Annotated in this window: 12 protein-coding genes; 5 read left to right on the top strand and 7 right to left on the bottom strand. The window is 43.1% G+C overall.

All coding sequences use genetic code 11. From position 1 onward, the window contains the following. Positions 1–22 precede the first annotated feature (22 nt). Together MSG93_RS17190 and MSG93_RS17185 are read right to left on the bottom strand one after the other, a co-directional pair. On the bottom strand, positions 23–2,320 hold the full coding sequence (locus MSG93_RS17190) for a TonB-dependent siderophore receptor (RefSeq protein ID WP_324622653.1): 2,298 nt from the start codon (positions 2,318–2,320) through the stop codon (positions 23–25). 507 nt (positions 2,321–2,827) lie between these two features. Further along, positions 2,828–5,002, bottom strand: a complete 2,175-nt coding sequence (locus MSG93_RS17185; protein ID WP_324622652.1) for a TonB-dependent receptor domain-containing protein — start codon at positions 5,000–5,002, stop codon at positions 2,828–2,830. Between the two features lie 248 nt (positions 5,003–5,250). Between MSG93_RS17185 and tig the strand changes: the two genes are divergently transcribed. From tig to MSG93_RS17165, 4 genes are all read left to right on the top strand, one after another. Further along, positions 5,251–6,582, top strand: coding sequence for a trigger factor (gene tig, locus MSG93_RS17180; protein WP_005227325.1), 1,332 nt, complete (start codon positions 5,251–5,253; stop codon positions 6,580–6,582). A gap of 364 nt (positions 6,583–6,946) precedes the next feature. After that, complete coding sequence (gene clpP / locus MSG93_RS17175; protein WP_004775790.1) at positions 6,947–7,552, top strand: ATP-dependent Clp endopeptidase proteolytic subunit ClpP; 606 nt, start codon at positions 6,947–6,949, stop codon at positions 7,550–7,552. A 39-nt stretch (positions 7,553–7,591) separates the two neighbouring features. Further along, positions 7,592–8,902 (top strand): ATP-dependent Clp protease ATP-binding subunit ClpX, encoded by a 1,311-nt coding sequence (clpX, locus tag MSG93_RS17170; RefSeq protein WP_005227324.1) that lies wholly within the window; start codon positions 7,592–7,594, stop codon positions 8,900–8,902. Between the two features lie 152 nt (positions 8,903–9,054). Beyond that, positions 9,055–9,771 (top strand): DUF2846 domain-containing protein, encoded by a 717-nt coding sequence (locus tag MSG93_RS17165; protein ID WP_032868709.1) that lies wholly within the window; start codon positions 9,055–9,057, stop codon positions 9,769–9,771. A gap of 22 nt (positions 9,772–9,793) precedes the next feature. On the opposite strand, the gene MSG93_RS17160 is transcribed toward MSG93_RS17165, so the two are convergent. From MSG93_RS17160 to MSG93_RS17150, 3 genes are all read right to left on the bottom strand, one after another. Continuing rightward, on the bottom strand, positions 9,794–10,336 hold the full coding sequence (locus MSG93_RS17160; RefSeq protein WP_324622651.1) for a DUF2059 domain-containing protein: 543 nt from the start codon (positions 10,334–10,336) through the stop codon (positions 9,794–9,796). Positions 10,337–10,438: 102 nt separating this feature from the next. Beyond that, positions 10,439–11,965 (bottom strand): fumarate hydratase, encoded by a 1,527-nt coding sequence (locus MSG93_RS17155; RefSeq protein WP_005227321.1) that lies wholly within the window; start codon positions 11,963–11,965, stop codon positions 10,439–10,441. Between the two features lie 144 nt (positions 11,966–12,109). After that, the gene (locus MSG93_RS17150) at positions 12,110–12,970 is read right to left on the bottom strand and encodes an AraC family transcriptional regulator (RefSeq protein ID WP_324622650.1); all 861 of its coding nucleotides are present in this window, start codon (positions 12,968–12,970) and stop codon (positions 12,110–12,112) included. 183 nt (positions 12,971–13,153) lie between these two features. Between MSG93_RS17150 and MSG93_RS17145 the strand changes: the two genes are divergently transcribed. Further along, positions 13,154–14,059 (top strand): DMT family transporter, encoded by a 906-nt coding sequence (locus tag MSG93_RS17145; RefSeq protein WP_324622649.1) that lies wholly within the window; start codon positions 13,154–13,156, stop codon positions 14,057–14,059. Between the two features lie 73 nt (positions 14,060–14,132). Here the strand turns inward: MSG93_RS17145 and pta are convergent, their stop codons facing one another. Both pta and MSG93_RS17135 read right to left on the bottom strand, forming a co-directional pair. Continuing rightward, a complete protein-coding gene (pta, locus tag MSG93_RS17140; protein WP_324622647.1) occupies positions 14,133–16,268 on the bottom strand; it encodes a phosphate acetyltransferase in 2,136 nt (711 codons plus the stop codon). A 35-nt stretch (positions 16,269–16,303) separates the two neighbouring features. Beyond that, positions 16,304–17,479: an acetate kinase gene (locus MSG93_RS17135; protein ID WP_324622645.1), complete on the bottom strand. Its 1,176-nt coding sequence runs from the start codon at positions 17,477–17,479 to the stop codon at positions 16,304–16,306. Positions 17,480–17,550 lie beyond the last annotated feature (71 nt).

Below are 17,550 nucleotides of genomic sequence, written 5' to 3'. Positions count from 1 at the left end.
AAAGTTATTATGGCGCTGTTGCTTAGTATTTAAAATTAACAGCAAGTACCGCGTTACGACCATTACCTTCGAATGCATAATGTGCAGCATGTGCGCTGGTAAAGTAACGTTTATCACCAATGTTATTCACGTTAAGTTGTAAATTCACATTTTTGTTTACATCGTATTTTGCCATTGCATTGTAGATGGTATAGGTTGGCAAGAATTTCGGTGCTGTCGTGTTTACAAACACTTGATCACGATATTCTGCGCCCGCACCTAGTGTTAAGTTCGGTAATACTTTATATGTTGACCATAAAGTTGCACTGTTTTTCGCAACGAATGGAAGTGGTTTACCTTCTTGAGCGACGGCGTTATAAGCTGCCTTAGTGATTTCGCTGTCCAGATAGCTATAACCTGCAGAAATATCCCATTTATTGGTAATTTTGCCGTTTAAGCTCACTTCAAATCCATCTACTTTACTTTCACCCGCATTGGTGGTTGTAGTTGGATCAATTTGAATACGGGTATTTTGCTTTTCAGTACGGAAAATAGCTGCGGTTAAATTGGCACGTTCATTAAACAGATCCCATTTGGTTCCGATTTCAAAAGTCCGTGCTTCTTCAGGTTTCAGATTATTCACAATATCTGTCGTACCGAGTGCATTATCACTGCTATCACCTTCAGCTAAAACACCGACTGGATTTGCTGAAGTCGCAAAACTTGCATAGATACTGCCTGCTTCAGTTGGCTTAAACACTAAACCGGCCTGATAAGTAAAGAAGTCAGCATCACTTTCGTATTTAGTGCCTTTAGCTGTGGCAACTTTGGAATAGTCATAAGCGCCTTTATCTGTCGCATAGACATCTTTATTATATTTCTTCTCGGTATCAAATTTGTCCCAACGAACACCTAAGTTAAGTAACCATTGTGGGTTAAACTCAATACTGTCGAGGGCATAAACAGAGGCAGTACGGCTACGTGTTGTTGATTGACCTTTGATACTGCCTAAACTGTCAGTAAAGCGACCATTGCCTGGATTATTTAAACCCGTACACCAGCCATTTGACGTAGCGGAAGCTGTGTCACAACCACTGACATTCGAAGCCAGAATAGTTGAAGTCGTTTGGCCAGCCGCATTGGTAAAGGTATGCACGCCCTGATCGGTATTTTGATAGCTCCACTCAGTACCTACATTAAATGAATGTTTAAATGCGCCAGTGTTGAACTTGCCTCTTAAAGACAGCTGATCGCTATAGGCATCGGTATCCAGAATACGGCTTAAAGCACGGCGAGCAATTGTACCGCGGTAAATATTGCCATTTGAGTCATCCGCATTGGTATAGACATAGTCCGACTTTGATTTGTTATAAGTCATCACATTTGACAAGGTCAGATCTTCATTGAAATCGTGTTCTAATTTGAAGGTGCCAATGTGATTTTCACGTTTGTCAAAATCACGATCTTTCCAGCCATAGTAAGTGCCGGCTTTGACGCTTACTGGGCGACCATCACCTGGGTTAAGCGTTACACCCGCAGGGGCGCGTGTTGGATTATTAAATGGAATACCTGCATCTGGTTCGTCATTACTACGTAAATAGTAATAGCTGAATGTACCGCGTGTTGCTGTGTCTAAGCCAAAAGCAAGACTTGATGCGAGACCTGCACGAGCAAATTCTGCACCATTGTGTTGACCCGGTTTTTCATTTTCATGCCCCATCACCACAACACGACCTGCAATACCATTGCCGAAATCTTTATTGGCATCCAGCTGGATATGGCGATAGTTGTCGGTGCCCCCTTGAATGCTGCCCTGATATACATCACCCTGATGAGCCACTTTCGGGACAAGGTTAATGCTACCACCCACACTGCCACCTCCACCGAGGGCAGAAGAAGAGCCTTTAATGACTTCAACCTGTTCAATCGCGAACATGTCGCGGCTTTGTGAGGTGGTGTTACGTACGCCATCTACATAAATTGATGATTGACCACTATAACCACGAATATAGGGCATATCTGTAAATGGTGTACCCCCTTCACCCGCACCTAAAGTAATCCCTGGCTCGTAACGAAGTGCTTCGAGTAAGGTATTAGAGTTGGTATCTTTGATCAGTTTTTGAGAAAGGATAGAGACTGATTTCGGAGTATCTTTAAGGGGTGCAACAAATTTTGCATTTGCAGAGTTATCAACCTTGAGGCTCTGTTCTTGTTCTGCATGCGCATGAATAGTTGGGAGTTGAACGGGTTGTTCTTGTGCAATCGCAGGCACTGCAATAACCGAAAGTGATGATGCAATTGCAGAAGAGACAAGTTTCTTCCGTGATTTGATAAACGACATGAGACACGCCTAAACAGTATAAAAATTTATGCAAAGAATAATCATTCTTATTTCTATATGCATTTGTTTGGAATTGATTTTTCCAATTCCCTCAGCTTTTAATTATGGAAATATGAATGAAGTTTTGTTCTTAAATGTAGTTAATTTGTTGATTTTTTTATTTAATCTATAAAAACGATTGTACATTAAGAGTTAATTTTTTATTTAGATTTAATTGTTTTTTCATTCGAATGAAGTGAATTCTGTTTTTTCAATAGCCACTCAATATGAAAGCTTTTGAATATCAGCTTGTTATTTTTAATGGAAAAGTGAAGATGATCTGAACCTTGGGCTCTAAACAATATGCTCAAGGTTTAAAAGCGAAGACAGTAGAAATTTTAAAGTTTAATTTAAACTCTGAGTATAAAAAATTGTCCAAGCGATGACTTCAAAAAGCATGGTATGAGCGGGGGAAAAGTGTAAAAAACCTGCATGTGCAGGTTTTTTATATAGTGATGTATAGATTACTTAGAAGTCGTAGGATACAGATAACCAGTAGTTACGGCCTGCTAGATAAGTACCAGACATGCCTGAACTAATTTGCATATAGTCATAATAAGAGGCCGGATTACCATTGGCATCAATATATGAACCATTGCTGCTAAAGTCTTTGTCGAGCAGGTTGTTCACTGAACCATTGAAACGCAATTGATCATTTACACGATAACTTGCACCTAAATTAAATAAGTTATAACCCTTTAATTTATTGTTAGTTGCATTATAAATAATAGCGGCATCACCTGCGGTTTGCTCTGTATTGTAGCGCTTACGGTCTGATTTATATTCATGTTGTAACCATACATCAAATGCATCATTGATGTGCCAGGTTGAGGTCATATTAAATGCATTTTTAGGGACATTACTTAGATAAGAACCTTTGTTCTTACCTTTGGTAATTTCTGATTCCATATAGGTGTATGCAGCTTTAATGTCCCATTCAGGAATAATGCTGTATTTCAGACTGAGTTCAACACCTTTGGTTTCAGCTTCATCTGCATTGATTTTTTGTGCAAATGTATCCTGAGTAATATGTGATCCATAGCTCACACAACCGGGTTGATTTGGATTTTTTTCAGAGAAACAGTTCAGTAATTCAGGCCCTTCAGTAATCAGGTTCTTAATCTTATTAAAGAATGCTGTGGTGGTGAGGTCTAAATTACCGTTGTTATAGTTGAAGCCAAGTTCATAGTTGGTTGATTCTTCTGGTTTTAAGTTAGGAGAGCCAATGTTAAATGAGGTTCCTTGCCCACTAATACTTACAATACCATTGTGAAGGTCTTTTGCAGAAGGTGCTTTATAACCTGTGCTTACTCCACCTTTAATTGTAAGTTCGTCATTTGCATTCCAAACGAGGTAAGCGCGCGGGCTAAATTGACCACCGAAACCTGAGTGATCCTCATAACGACCACCGAGCGTAAAGCCAAGGTTATCTAAGATGCGCCATTCATCTTCTGCATAGACAGAGAACGAGTCTTTTTTGAATGTTGCACCAAGACCAGCAATATCATCTGCAATTTTTGCTTCTTTATATTCAGCGCCAACGGTGAGTTTATGATCTGCAATTGGCATAACTACATGTGAGTCGGCAACAAAATCCGTATTTTTTAAGGTACGGTCCTGACCTGCTGCTGCATTCCCAGGGAAAGTATTTCTTGGAATGGTACGGCCAATTGTTTCTGTTTTAGTCTGGCTGACATAAGAGTTCCATTGACCAAAACTATAGTCACCATGGTGACCTGCAGCAATCTGATCTCGTTTGAATTCCAGCTCGTCTTTATAGCCATTGGCTCGTTCTGGTGTATCCAATGTACCTAAACGGTTATCATCATTTTTATAAGTTTGACTTGAGTGAAAACCATCTACCCAGAAGCTATTTTGATCATCCAATTTAAAGGATAATTTTCCACCGACATCATAAATATCTGCTTCACTTGGACGTGGGTCACGGCCTGAAGTGCCTGGAACCCGTTCTGACTTTTGGCGATCTAAATAAGAACCACGTAACTGGAAGCCTAGTTTGTCCTGAATAATTGGACCATTCACCACGATGCTGGTTTTCCATGAGTCGGCTTCGCCGCCATGTTCCATCACATTGCCACTGACGGTGACATTACCATTCCATTCATTGCTAATTTTCTTGGTAATAATGTTAATGACACCACCCATCGCCTCGGAACCATAGCGCGTTGCCATTGGTCCACGAATGACTTCAATCCGTTCAATTGAAGCGAGTGGAGGTAAAAAGCCATTTGCCGATTCGCCAAAACCATTTGGTGTTACATCAGAAGAAGTAGTTTGACGGCGACCATCAATCAGAATCAGGCTGTATTCATTGCCTAGGCCACGCATTTTAATATTTAAACCTGAGGTCTTTCCAATACCATCGCGGATATCAATGCCTGGCACGTCCGAAAGTAGATCTGCAATACTGGTTGCATTTTTCTTTTCAATATCTTCTTTAGTCACAACGCTAATAGAAGCTGGTGCATTTTTAATATCTTGTTCGAAGCCAGAAGCTGATACCACAATGGTTGCGAGCTGGTGTGTATTGGTATTTTCAGGTGTTGTTGTATCAGCAAAAGCCGAAGTGGTCATTGCCCCAAGTAATGCAAAAGAAAGCGGGGATAAATTAAATTTACTCATAACTAGAGTTCCAAAGCTGGACGAGAAAAAATAGAAAAGTGCTCAAAATCAGTGCGAATTATAGTGATAATATTTATCATTAACAACAAAAAGTAACATTTAATTTAAGATTCATTTAAGAAAACTATGATTTCGAACAAAATGAAAAATATATTTGCTTTTTTAGCTTCCGATTTTGTATATCCAGAAAGTTGTCATATAATGTGGCACTTTAAAAATGTTACTACTAACTATATATCGAGGAAGCCATGCAAGTAACGACTGAAGCGGTTTCGGGCGTTGCCCGTCGTTTAAATGTTTCTGTACCGACGAGCCGTGTTAACGAGCAGTTTGAAGCTCGCTTAAAACGCACTGCCAAAACTGTGAAGATCAACGGCTTCCGTCCAGGTAAAGTGCCTTTAAATGTTGTCCGCCGTGAATATGGTGCGGGCATTTATCAAGAAGTTGTGAATGACGTCATTCGTGACAGCGTATTCGAAGCAATTCAACAAGAAAAAATCAATGCAGTGGGTATGCCAAACATTGAGAAAGTTGAAAACAAAGATGATGCTTTAGTTTTTGAAGCAACTGTTGAAGTTTATCCAGAAGTAGAAGTAAAAACTTTTGCTGACTTGGAAGTTGAACGTAAATCATCAGAAATCAACGATAAAGACGTTGACGTGATGATCGAAAACTTGCAAAAACAACGTCAAACTTGGGCTGTAACCAAAGGTATGGCGAAGAAAGACATGCAAGTGACTTTCGACTTCGAAGGTACTGTTGATGGTGAGAAGTTTGAAGGCGGCGCTGCTGAAGACTTTAAACTTGTACTTGGTTCAGGTCGTATGATCCCAGGTTTTGAAGACGGTATCGTTGGTATGAAAGCTGGCGAAGAAAAAGTTATCGATGTAACTTTCCCAGAAGACTACCAAGCTGAAAACTTGGCGGGTAAAGCGGCTCAATTCAAAATCACTGTGAAGCAAGTTGAAAAACCAAAACTTCCAGAAATTGATGCTGAATTCTTGAAAATCTTTGGTTTAACTGAAGAAGAAGGCTTAGACAAGTTAAAAGCTGACGTTCGTAAGAATATGGAACGTGAAGTTCGCAACGGTCTTCGTAACCAAGTTAAACAAGCTGCATTTGATGCGCTTGTTGCTGCGAATGAAATCGAAGTTCCAGCATCTATGGTTGCTCAAGAAATTGACCGTCAACGTCAACAAATGATCCAGCAATTCACGCAACAGTTTGGTGCTCAAGGTGCAGGCGCATTTGACAGCAGCATGCTTCCAGATGAATTGTTCAAAGAGCAAGCTGAAAAATCAGTGAAGCTTGGCGTATTGGTAAGCAAGGTATTGGCTGATGCTAAACTTGAAGTTGACCAATCACGTGTTGATGCTTACATCGATGACATGGCTTCTTCTTATGAAGATCCAACTGAAGTGGTTGAATACTTCAAAAATGACAAACAACAACGCGCTCAAATCGAAGCTGTTGTTTTAGAAGATCAAGTGGTTGATCACATCTTAGCTGCTGCTAAAGTAAAAGATGTTGCGATTAGCTACGAAGACTTATTGAAAGAACAACAAGCTCGTCGTGGCTAATCTTTCAAAAGTTGTTTAAAGAAAAAAGGCGCTTAATGCGCCTTTTTTCTTTAGCATTGAGCTGTATGTATAAGGTAGAACGTTAAAAAAATGAATTGAGCAGTTATGGCTCTCATCTCGTTCTATTCTCTCGTATGCAAAATGCTGGGGAGCAGGGCTTGTAGAATTCGAAAATTTCTATCCTCGAAAGTATTGCTGCAAGTGCTTAAAACCCTATGTTATGAAAGTGTTAATTTCTCGAAAAATTACCAGATTTTAGTCTAAATAATCGAATATTTCAGATTGAACCTTTTGCAATTTCATCGATTATCCCTCATATTGTTGGCATAGATCGGGTCACAATAATTTAGGAATAAGTAAACATATGTATGTTCCAACAATTGAAAATGCTTTAGTTCCTGTTGTCGTTGAACAATCCTCTCGTGGTGAGCGTTCATTCGATATTTTTTCACGTCTATTACGTGAGCGTGTTATTTTCTTAACGGGTGAAGTTGAAGATAACATGGCGAACTTAATCGTTGCGCAGATGTTATTTCTTGAAGCAGAAAATCCAGAAAAAGACATCCACCTTTATATCAATTCACCAGGTGGCTCAGTCACTGCGGGTATGGCGATTTATGACACCATGCAGTTTATTAAACCTGATGTTGTCACTTACTGCATGGGCCAAGCTGCATCAATGGGTGCATTCTTGTTAAATGCGGGTGCCAAAGGGAAACGTTACTGTCTGGAAAATGCACGTGTCATGATTCACCAGCCACTGGGCGGTTTCCGTGGTCAGGCCTCAGATATTGAAATTCACGCGCGTGAAATTCTATTCATTAAAGAACGTTTAAACCGCTTGATGGCCGAACATAGCGGCCAGGATTATGAAACGGTTGCGCGTGACACAGATCGTGACAATTTCATGACTGCACAAGCAGCCAAAGAATATGGTTTAGTAGATGAAGTGCTAAGCAAACGTCCCTGATTTAGGACCTAAGTTTAAGATTTAAGTTGTGGAGTAAATATGTCCGAACATCCTCAAGGACAAAAACATTGTTCATTTTGTGGTAAGACGCAATCTGAAGTTGGAAAATTGATTGCTGGTGAGGACGCATATATTTGTAATGAGTGTGTGGATGTCTGCTTGGACCTGGTGCAAACCAGTCAACAAGTTGAAGCAGGTGATTGGGCAACCAAGCCATTGCCAAAACCACACGAAATACGTGCTGCCTTGGATCAATATGTAATCGGGCAAGATGTTGCCAAGAAGACCTTGTCTGTTGCGGTCTATAACCACTATAAGCGTTTGAAAGTGGGCCAGTCGAACCATGGGCATCAGGATATTGAAATTGCGAAAAGTAATATTCTGCTGATCGGTCCGACTGGTTCAGGTAAAACCTTACTGGCGCAAACGCTGGCACGTTTACTTGATGTACCGTTTGCGATGGCAGATGCAACCACCTTAACCGAAGCCGGTTATGTGGGTGAAGATGTGGAAAACATCGTGCAGAAGTTATTGCAAAAAGCCGATTACGATGTAGAGAAAGCGCAGAAAGGTATTATCTATATTGATGAGATTGATAAGATTACCCGTAAATCTGAAAATCCTTCAATTACCCGTGATGTGTCTGGCGAAGGCGTACAACAAGCATTATTAAAAATGATTGAAGGTACGGTTGCTTCTATTCCGCCACAAGGTGGTCGTAAGCATCCACAGCAAGAATTCATCCAGATTGATACTGCCAATATCCTGTTTATTTGTGGTGGTGCATTCTCTGGGCTGGAAAAAATCGTACAGCAACGTCAAGAGAAGGGCGGAATCGGTTTTACCGCGGATGTGAAGAATAAAGATGACAGTAAAAAAGTCTCTGAATTGTTCCGTCAGGTTGAAGCAACGGATCTGGTTAAATTCGGTTTGATTCCTGAATTTATTGGTCGTTTGCCCGTGATTGCCACTTTAGAAGAGCTGGATGAAGAAGCATTGATGCAGATTCTGACAGAGCCTAAAAATGCATTGACGCGTCAATACCAGTACCTGTTCACGATGGAAGATGTCGATCTGGTCTTTGATGAGTCTGCATTACGTGCTGTTGCGAAGAAAGCGCTTGATCGTAACACCGGTGCACGTGGTCTGCGTTCAATTCTGGAAAATGTCTTACTTGAAACCATGTATGACTTACCAAGTCGTACTGATGTCGGTACCGTGATTGTGGATGAAGCGGTGATTAATGGTACGGCGAAGCCAACCTTTAAGCCGGAACGTTTACCACAGACAGGTACACCCGAACTGATTGAAAAGAAGGATTTGAAGGTGGTCGATTCTAAATCGGCTTAATTCTCGTCCATCTGAAAAAGCATGAAAGGCTAGGCTTTTCATGCTTTTTTTATTTGCAATTGGGCAACGAGGTGTTAATCTTAAAATTGAAAAAAATCCGCATAGTTTTGCGTTGTTAAAAATAAATTCAAGAAAACGCCTTGAGGGATGTCATGCGTTATTTAATAGTGTCATTATGTTGTGCAGGGGTGCTCGCTGGCTGTCAAAGCCATAAAGCTGTTGAAGAAAAACCAACCGCACTGACTGCAACATTACCCCCTGTGGATACAGAAAAAGAACCGGGTTTATTTGATCAATATCATGTCGGCGGCTTTAGTGTGGGCGGCTGGGTCAATCAAAAATTAGGGCAATATTTCGCGCCGGTTAAACCACAAAATGAACAAGCGGCGGTGGTCTACTTATACCGTCCAGATACGCGCTGGAATCGTCAGGAAATTGCTGCGGCCAATTTATTCATTAACGGACACCGTATTCCAAGTCTATTGCATAATCACTATTACTGGCTTGAGCTACCCGCAGGGACCTATCGTCTGAGTGTGAGTCGGCCATTGGCTGGACTGCATTTCCAAAAGCCGAAATATCTGGACTTTACGGTTGATGCTGCTCAGACTTATTTCATCAAGTATGACGAAGAAAATAAAATTTCCCGGAGTGAACATACGGGACCATTTATGATCATGCCAGATAAAGTGGCACATCAGGAAATCGCCTTTACCCGGCTAAAATCATCCAGCTATAACTTTGTCGCACAGGATGCTTCAGGCAAGGTGCGTTCTAAACCGCAAGAGTTAAAACCGGCCAAGTATGACGCAAAGTCGGAAGTGCATCTGGTCAAACCATTTAAGCTGTGGAACCCGTTGACCTGGTGATGATGAAAATGACAACAGCCATTTATTCTTCCTGAATTAACGGCTTGATAATCGTCAGGAACTGCTCTTTAAGCTGTGAACTTTGTTGGGGATCGCTCAAGGTCTTTTGACTGATGTTATTCATGTATTGAAAAACATGAGTGGTGATTTGTAGGGTTTTCTGGTTAATCGACTGGCCTTCAGGTGTCTTTAAAAATTTTAAATAGGCTTGGACTTCTTCTTCACTAAGCGCATCGGCGTAGATTTTTTCAATCGCCTGAATGGTTTCAGGTCGGGTAAACATTTTTGCGCTGGTTTCTTTCAGTAGTTGACTCAGTTCCAGCACCGCAAGATGCTCCTGGGTGGTGGTGAGTTCATCTTTGCCCAGCACCCGTAACAGGATATTTTCAGCTTCAAGATCCAGTGTAGGCTGCATTTCATCCAGTGAGGTATTTAGGGCATGTTCAAGGTCACTAAGTTTGATCAGCTCTTTGATCGATTTGCTTTGTGCAGGAGATGCAAAGCTATGCTGGATATTGCCAAGTAAACTCAGACCAAGCAGCATGCTGAGTAAATATTTATTCATTTGCATTTCCTTATTCTTCTCATCTTTATAATCTAGCAGAAGCTTTAGGCAAAAAAATAGCCGAATACGATGATTCGGCTATGATTATTGTATGAGTATTATTTATGACGCAGCGGCATCTACCACTGGAATCTTGCCAATTTTAGCTTGCCAGATTTTTGGTGCAGTGGCATGAATCGAGGTACCATTTACATCAACTGCAACAGAGACCGGCATATCTTCAACCACGAACTTGTAGATTGCTTCCATACCTAAATCAGCAAAGGCAACCACTTCAGCTTCACGGACTGCTTTAGATACAAGGTAAGCCGCGCCGCCTACTGCCATCAAATAAGTTGCCTGGTTGTCTTTGATTGCTTCAATTGCAGCAGGACCACGATCCGCTTTACCGATCATACCGAACAAGCCAGTTGCTTCTAGCACTTGACGGGTAAACTTGTCCATACGGGTTGCTGTTGTTGGGCCTGCAGGACCAACCACTTCATCACCGACTGGATCAACTGGACCCACGTAGTAAATGAATTTACCTTTTAGATCGACTGGAAGCTCTTCGCCATTGTTGAGCATGTCGACCATGCGCTTATGTGCAGCATCACGACCGGTATAAATTGTACCGTTCAACAATAATGTATCACCTGGTTTCCAGGCATTCATTTCTTCTTGTGTAATGGTATCAAGGTTGACACGCTTCGATTGAGAAGAATCCCAAGTCACAGCAGGGTAGTCTTCAAGTTTTGGTGCCTGAATATGTGCAACGCCTGAACCGTCTAACTGGAAGTGTGCATGACGAGTTGCAGCACAGTTCGGAATCATACCGACTGGCTTACCTGCTGCGTGGCATGGGTAATCCTTGATTTTAATATCAAGTACTGTAGTTAAACCACCAAGACCTTGTGCACCAATACCCAATGCATTTACTTTCTCGAAGATCTCGATACGGAGTTCTTCCATCTTGTTTTGTGGACCACGACGAAGTAATTCGTCCATGTTGATTTCTTCCATAAGTGCTTCTTTCGCAAGCATCATGGCTTTTTCGGCAGTACCACCGATACCGATACCGAGCATACCTGGTGGACACCAGCCTGCACCCATGGTTGGAACAGTTTTAAGTACCCAGTCCACGATTGAGTCAGATGGGTTTAACATCGCGAGTTTAGATTTGTTTTCTGAACCGCCACCTTTTGCAGCCACGGTAATATCGACTTTATTCCCAGGTACGAGTTTGTAGTGGATGACGGCAGGGGTATTGTCTTTGGTATTCTTACGACCAAAAGCCGGATCTGCTAAAACTGAAGCACGGAGTACGTTTGAGTTCTCTAGGTAACCTTGGCGTACGCCTTCGTTGACTGCATCATCCAGACTCATGGTTAAATCAAATTTAACGTCCAGGCCAACTTCAAGGAAAACGTTAACAATCCCTGTATCCTGACAGATTGGTCGGTGACCTTCAGCGCACATACGTGAGTTGATGAGGATCTGTGCAATAGCATCTTTGGCAGCTTTGTTTTCTTCACGATCATAGGCACGGCTCATCGCTTGGATAAAGTCTTGCGGGTGATAGTAAGAAATAAACTGCAGGGCATCCTTGATTGATGTAATCAAGTCATCTTGTTTGATGATCGTTGTCATATCAAATTTCTCTTGAGCGGGCGATTAGCTGGCGGGCTAAATTATATGACAAAAAGGAATGATTGTGGGAGTTTTAGCTTAGATTTGGCGAAAGGTCTAACAATGAAAACCGAACGTAAGAATATATCAGGAGTAATTCCTGTTTTAGTTTTTTCGGATTTGCGAAGGCGAATAACCAAACTGCTTTTTAAAACGATTGCTAAAATGACTGCTGGAGCTAAAGCCATATTGGGTGGCAATTTCAGTCAAATTCAGACTGCTGCTGTGTAATGCCTGATGTGCCAGTTCAAGACGACGTTGCATCACATACTGATGCGGTGGCATCTGCATTGACTGTTTGAACATATGGGCAAAATGATACTCGCTGAGTTGTGCTTGCTGGGCCAGATCCGATAAGGTCAGACTCAAATGGAGATGTTGATCAATCCACTCTAGCAGCTGTTTGAGGATATAAGGTGAGAGTCCCCCTTTAACTTCAGGCGCTTGCCATTGGGCATAACTGTAATTTTTGATCAGATGATTCAGTAATAGCGTGGTTGCGGTACTCATCTGCAAATGATTTTCACGTTCTTGCCAGGCACCATTGAGTAAAAAATGCCGATAGAGCATGGAAATTTGTGGGTCCGCCACAAAAATCTGCGGATTAAGGATGATCTGGCTGGGTTCGCGATCCCAGACTTGTTCAGCCACACGTTGTAAGTGCTGTTCGGTATAGTACAAATGTACAAATGTCAGTGGATCACGCAGATCCCAGGTCGATTCAAAATCCTGTGGCATCAGGCACATCCGATCAGGTCCACCACCATTATGCCAGCCTTGCGCCGTCTTTTGATAGCTTTCATAACCCCCTTGAACATACATGCTTAAGGTATGGTGATTACTACAGACACTGACCCGGTCCTGATTATTTTGCCACATGGCCAACTGCATACCCGAACCCAGTTCTACCGAGTCGAGCAATTGCGCTTTATATTGCTGTAATTGATCTAGAATCTGATATTTCATCTTCTATACGCAGTGCCAAATATGATCCAGTTAAGTGTAGAACGTTCAGCCAGTTTTGTCATCTGGTCAAAAAAATCCGAGAAAAACGCAAATTCATGATAAGCACCGCAAGATTGTGCAAGAACCCGGGCCATCAAATCTCGCAAAATAATCGTCCTAGTGATTAAGTTGGGTTTAAAAGAGATGAATGCGCTGTTATATGCTTTGGTTGTGGTGATTTGGGGAACCACATGGATTGCCATTACCTTGCAACAACAAAGTGGAATTTCAGCCAATGTTGCGGTGTTCTGGCGTTTCTTTATCTCAGCACTGATCTTATTTGGTTTTATTGCGCTCAGCCGGAAATTGCAAAAGCTGGCAGCTAAAGATCACTTATTCTGTATGTTGCAGGCCTGCTGTATTTTCGGCTTTAACTTTGTCTGCTTCTACTATGCGGTGCAATATATCAGCAGTGGTTTAGAAGCGGTCATTTTCTCGATGGCGGTGATTTTCAATACTCTTAATGCCCGATTATTTTTTTCTCAGCAGGTTTCTTCACGCTTTTATCCTGCCGCTTTACTTGGTGTGCTGGGGATTATTGCCTTGTTCTGGCATGACGTGGTAGGCACCACTCTAAATCGCAATACCTTGATCGGTATCGGGCTATGTATCCTAGGCACCTATGGTTTCTCTTTGGGGAATATGATCAGTACCCGGCATCAGAAACACGGGCTGGATATTTTTACTACCAATGCCTATGCCATGTTGTATGGTTCATTATTGATGGCTTTGATCTCATGGTTTAAACAGGACAATTTTTTCCCAAGCATGTCCTTTAGTGCGGTCAGTGCCTTGCTGTATTTAGCAATCTTTGGCTCGGTAATCGGCTTTACTGCCTATTTCTTTCTGGTGGGGCGTATTGGAGCAGGCAAGGCGGCATATAGTACTTTGCTGTTTCCTTTGGTGGCTTTGGTCATCTCGACGGTATGGGAAGGTTATCACTGGCAAATGAATGCCGTGATTGGGGTGATTTTGATTTTATGCGGTAATGCGATTTTCTTTGTGAAGGGGCCGCGGTTCAAAAGAATTGGGGTTTCAAAACGTGCTTAATTAAAACATCTACAATAAAAAGCCATCTACTCTTTATTAGTGTAGATGGCTTTTTTATGACTCTATAATCAATTTAATCTTGCTGTTTGGCCTGAATCGCGGTCAAAGCAATGGTAAATACAATATCATCCACCAATGCCCCACGGGACAAGTCATTCACAGGCTTATTCAGGCCTTGTAACATCGGACCGACACTAACCACATTCGCTGCACGTTGCACCGCTTTATAGGTAGTATTGCCTGTATTCAGGTCCGGGAAGATAAACACATTGGCACGTCCTGCCACTTGCGAGTCTGGTGCTTTTTGGCGACCAACACTTTCAACCGAAGCGGCGTCGTATTGCAAAGGACCATCAATCAATAAATCAGGACGGCGTTGCTGTGCAATTTTGGTGGCTTCAGCCACTTTCTCAACATCAGCGCCTGTGCCAGATGTACCAGTAGAATAGCTGATCATGGCAATGCGTGGATCGAGACCGAAGGCTTTAGCAGAATCAGCTGACTGAATGGCAATTTCAGCCAGTTGTTCGGCATCTGGATCCGGGTTAATGGCACAGTCACCATACACATAGACTTCATCTGGCAACAGCATAAAGAAGATCGAGGACACCAGTGAATAGTTTGGTGCTGTCTTGATCAACTGAAATGCAGGACGCACGGTATTGGCGGTGGTATGAATCGCGCCTGAAACCAGACCATCAACTTGATCCAGCGCCAGCATCATGGTGCCAAGTACCACAGTATCTTGCAGTTGTGCTTTGGCTTGCAAGGCATCCAGCTTGCCTTTACGCAGTTCCACCATCGGCTCAATGTATTGGTCGCGGATGCGATCTGGATCAATAATTTCCAAGTCCTCGGGCAGTTGAATACCTCGTGCTTTTGCCACTTCCGCCACTGATTCCGGTTTTGCCAATAACACACATTGTGCAATACCACGTGTCTGGCAAATTACTGCGGCCTGTACGGTACGAGGTTCATCACCCTCAGGTAATACAATCCGATTCTTGGCCGAAATTGATTTCTGTACCAGCTCATAGCGGAAAGCAGAAGGTGACAAACGAGGGTGCAGATTGTTCTGGGTATGTTGATCAAGCCAGTGATTATCAATATGGCTGGACACAAAACGCGTCACTTGTTCGGCACGTTCAGTATCATCAATTGGAATTTCATTGCCAAAGCGATGCAGCAGTTGCGCCGTTTCCAAAGTGTCTAAGGGCGTGTGCAAAATAGGCAAGCCTTGTTTAATCGCACTTTGGCAAAACTCAAGCACATTGCTTGCTGGGGCTGCCTGTTCAGTTAAAACCAGACCCGCGAGCGGTGTACCATTGCTGCTGGCAAGACTCGCTGCCAGGAGCGCATCGGTGCGTTGTGAGGCGCTAATAATCAGTTCGCCTGCAACAAACTTATGTAGCTCGGATTCGATGTTCGAAGCAATTAAACTGGTATGCAGAATGCGACGTTGTTTGGCTTCACCTTGATGCAACCAGGTTCCTTTAATCACTGGGGCAATATCCAGACTACGCGGTACACTGAGAATATTACTGAAGGGCACCAGTCCAATAATCGGCAGGTCATTGCTGCCCATATAACGATTATAACGTTGCAGTTCTAGGGCAAAGGCTTCGATGTGTTTGTCTAGGCGTAAGCTTGGGTCCAGCGTTACTGGAATTTCTGCGGTGCCTTCTGGAAGTCCTTTGGTGCGCATAAACAGCACGCCAGTGGTCCGCGCCGATGCGGCGCCGCCAAACTGGCGTAAATGGGCATCGACTTTTTCCGCTGTTTTACGAGGATCGGCCAGATCGGCAGTACTGACCAGAACCACTTGGGCATCGAGTGCTTGCGCGAGTGCTGCATTGATTTCGCTGGCAAAATGATCTTGCCCATTCGGCACTAGCCCTTCAACAATAATCACATCATGATTGGCGGCAATCTGGCGATGCAGTGCTACGGCTTCTTCCAGCAATTCATCGGTTTCGCCCAAGGCAATCAGCTGGGTCAGTTTTTCATAGCTAATCGGTTCAACCGAAGGGTGTTGAAATAAATGATGGTAGAGCGTGGTGGTGCGATCTACAGGCGCATCGGCAATCTGTGAAAATGGCTTGAGGAACCCCGCATTGATCCCTTTACAGTCCAGCGCATAAATCATGCCTAGACAGGCAGAGGTTAAACCAACACCTTCCCCGGTAGGGATGAGTAAAATCGTATTCATACTGACTTGGTCACTCTTTTATATTTCTGAATAAATTAAGCGTTTGGCTCAATCACTTGACGGGTTTCTTTGGCAATACGGCCTTCTTCATCGGTTGGAATGACCCAGATTTGTGGGCCCGTGCCATTATCAATACGGCCTTCGCTACCGCGTGCCAAAGCATCGTTTTTCGCTTTGCTAAATTGCAAACCAAAGTGAGATAAATAGCCCAAGGTTTTTTCACGGACATAGGCTGAGTTTTCGCCAATACCGCCAGTGAAGACTAAACCATCCAGACGTGGCAGACCACAACTTAAAGCAGATAAGGATTTGGCCAGACGATAGCAGAACACTTCAATCGCAAGCGTTGCATCTTCATGTCCATTTTCAGAGGCTTCTACCAAGGTGCGCATGTCATTGGATAAGCCCGACAAGCCGAGTAAACCGCTTTCTTTATTGAGCATGCTGTCAATTTTCTGGATATCCCAGCCCAGATTGCTGGCTAGGAACAGATGCAGACTTGGATCGACATCACCGCTACGGGTACCCATGACCACGCCTTCAAGCGGAGTCATGCCCATAGAGGTATCGACACTATGTCCATTCCATACGGCACAGGTTGAGCTACCGTTACCTAAGTGGGCACTGAGCCAGCCCCCCTGATTCTTGTTGCCCGCCAGTTCGCTGGCACGTTCAGTGACATAGGCATGGCTGGTGCCGTGGAAGCCATAACGGCGCACTTGATGTTCGGTATATAAATATTTTGGCAGTGCATAACGATAAGCGTGTTCAGGCATGGTTTGATGGAACGCGGTATCAAAGACAGCCACCTGTGGCAGTTGCGGGAACAAGCGCATGGTAGCTTCAATCCCGATGAGGTGTGCCGGATTGTGTAAAGGGGCAAGCGGTGTCGCGGCTTCAATGCGTTCAACTAGTTCAGGTGTAAGCAGTTCTGCTTTGGTGATATTGCCGCCGTGTACCACACGGTGTCCAATTGCTTGCGGATGATAGTTGGCTAAACGTGCCAACAAGGTTTCCAGTGCTTTGGCGTGATCTGCATAAGGAATTGAAAGTTCTAACGGTTCGCCACCCAGGGTGACCCCTTTAATACGGGCATCTGCTGCGCCCAGATTTTCTGCCAAACCATAAATACGATCTTCACGGCGTTCCGAGATCAGTGCGTATTTGATTGATGATGAACCACAGTTAATTACTAATACAGATATAGCCACGTTTGAACACCTAACAGATTTTAAATTTTATGATGAACACTCTGATCTTGCTGCAATGCATGAGCAGTGGA

This window comes from Acinetobacter sp. IK40, from assembly GCF_035615075.1.
GTDB lineage: Bacteria > Pseudomonadota > Gammaproteobacteria > Pseudomonadales > Moraxellaceae > Acinetobacter > Acinetobacter courvalinii.
This window is presented reverse-complemented; position numbering and strand designations above follow the sequence as displayed.

Bases quoted from the DNA above. Each gene is read 5' to 3' on its own strand.
- tig (WP_005227325.1), top strand. From the start codon at position 5,251: ATGCAAGTAACGACTGAAGCGGTTTCGGGCGTTGCCCGTCGTTTAAAT.
- MSG93_RS17155 (WP_005227321.1), bottom strand. From the start codon at position 11,965: ATGACAACGATCATCAAACAAGATGACTTGATTACATCAATCAAGGAT.
- MSG93_RS17145 (WP_324622649.1), top strand. From the start codon at position 13,154: ATGAATGCGCTGTTATATGCTTTGGTTGTGGTGATTTGGGGAACCACA.
- MSG93_RS17165 (WP_032868709.1), top strand. From the start codon at position 9,055: ATGCGTTATTTAATAGTGTCATTATGTTGTGCAGGGGTGCTCGCTGGC.
- MSG93_RS17160 (WP_324622651.1), bottom strand. From the start codon at position 10,336: ATGAATAAATATTTACTCAGCATGCTGCTTGGTCTGAGTTTACTTGGC.
- MSG93_RS17185 (WP_324622652.1), bottom strand. From the start codon at position 5,002: ATGAGTAAATTTAATTTATCCCCGCTTTCTTTTGCATTACTTGGGGCA.
- clpP (WP_004775790.1), top strand. From the start codon at position 6,947: ATGTATGTTCCAACAATTGAAAATGCTTTAGTTCCTGTTGTCGTTGAA.
- MSG93_RS17190 (WP_324622653.1), bottom strand. From the start codon at position 2,320: ATGTCGTTTATCAAATCACGGAAGAAACTTGTCTCTTCTGCAATTGCA.
- clpX (WP_005227324.1), top strand. From the start codon at position 7,592: ATGTCCGAACATCCTCAAGGACAAAAACATTGTTCATTTTGTGGTAAG.
- pta (WP_324622647.1), bottom strand. From the start codon at position 16,268: ATGAATACGATTTTACTCATCCCTACCGGGGAAGGTGTTGGTTTAACC.
- MSG93_RS17150 (WP_324622650.1), bottom strand. From the start codon at position 12,970: ATGAAATATCAGATTCTAGATCAATTACAGCAATATAAAGCGCAATTG.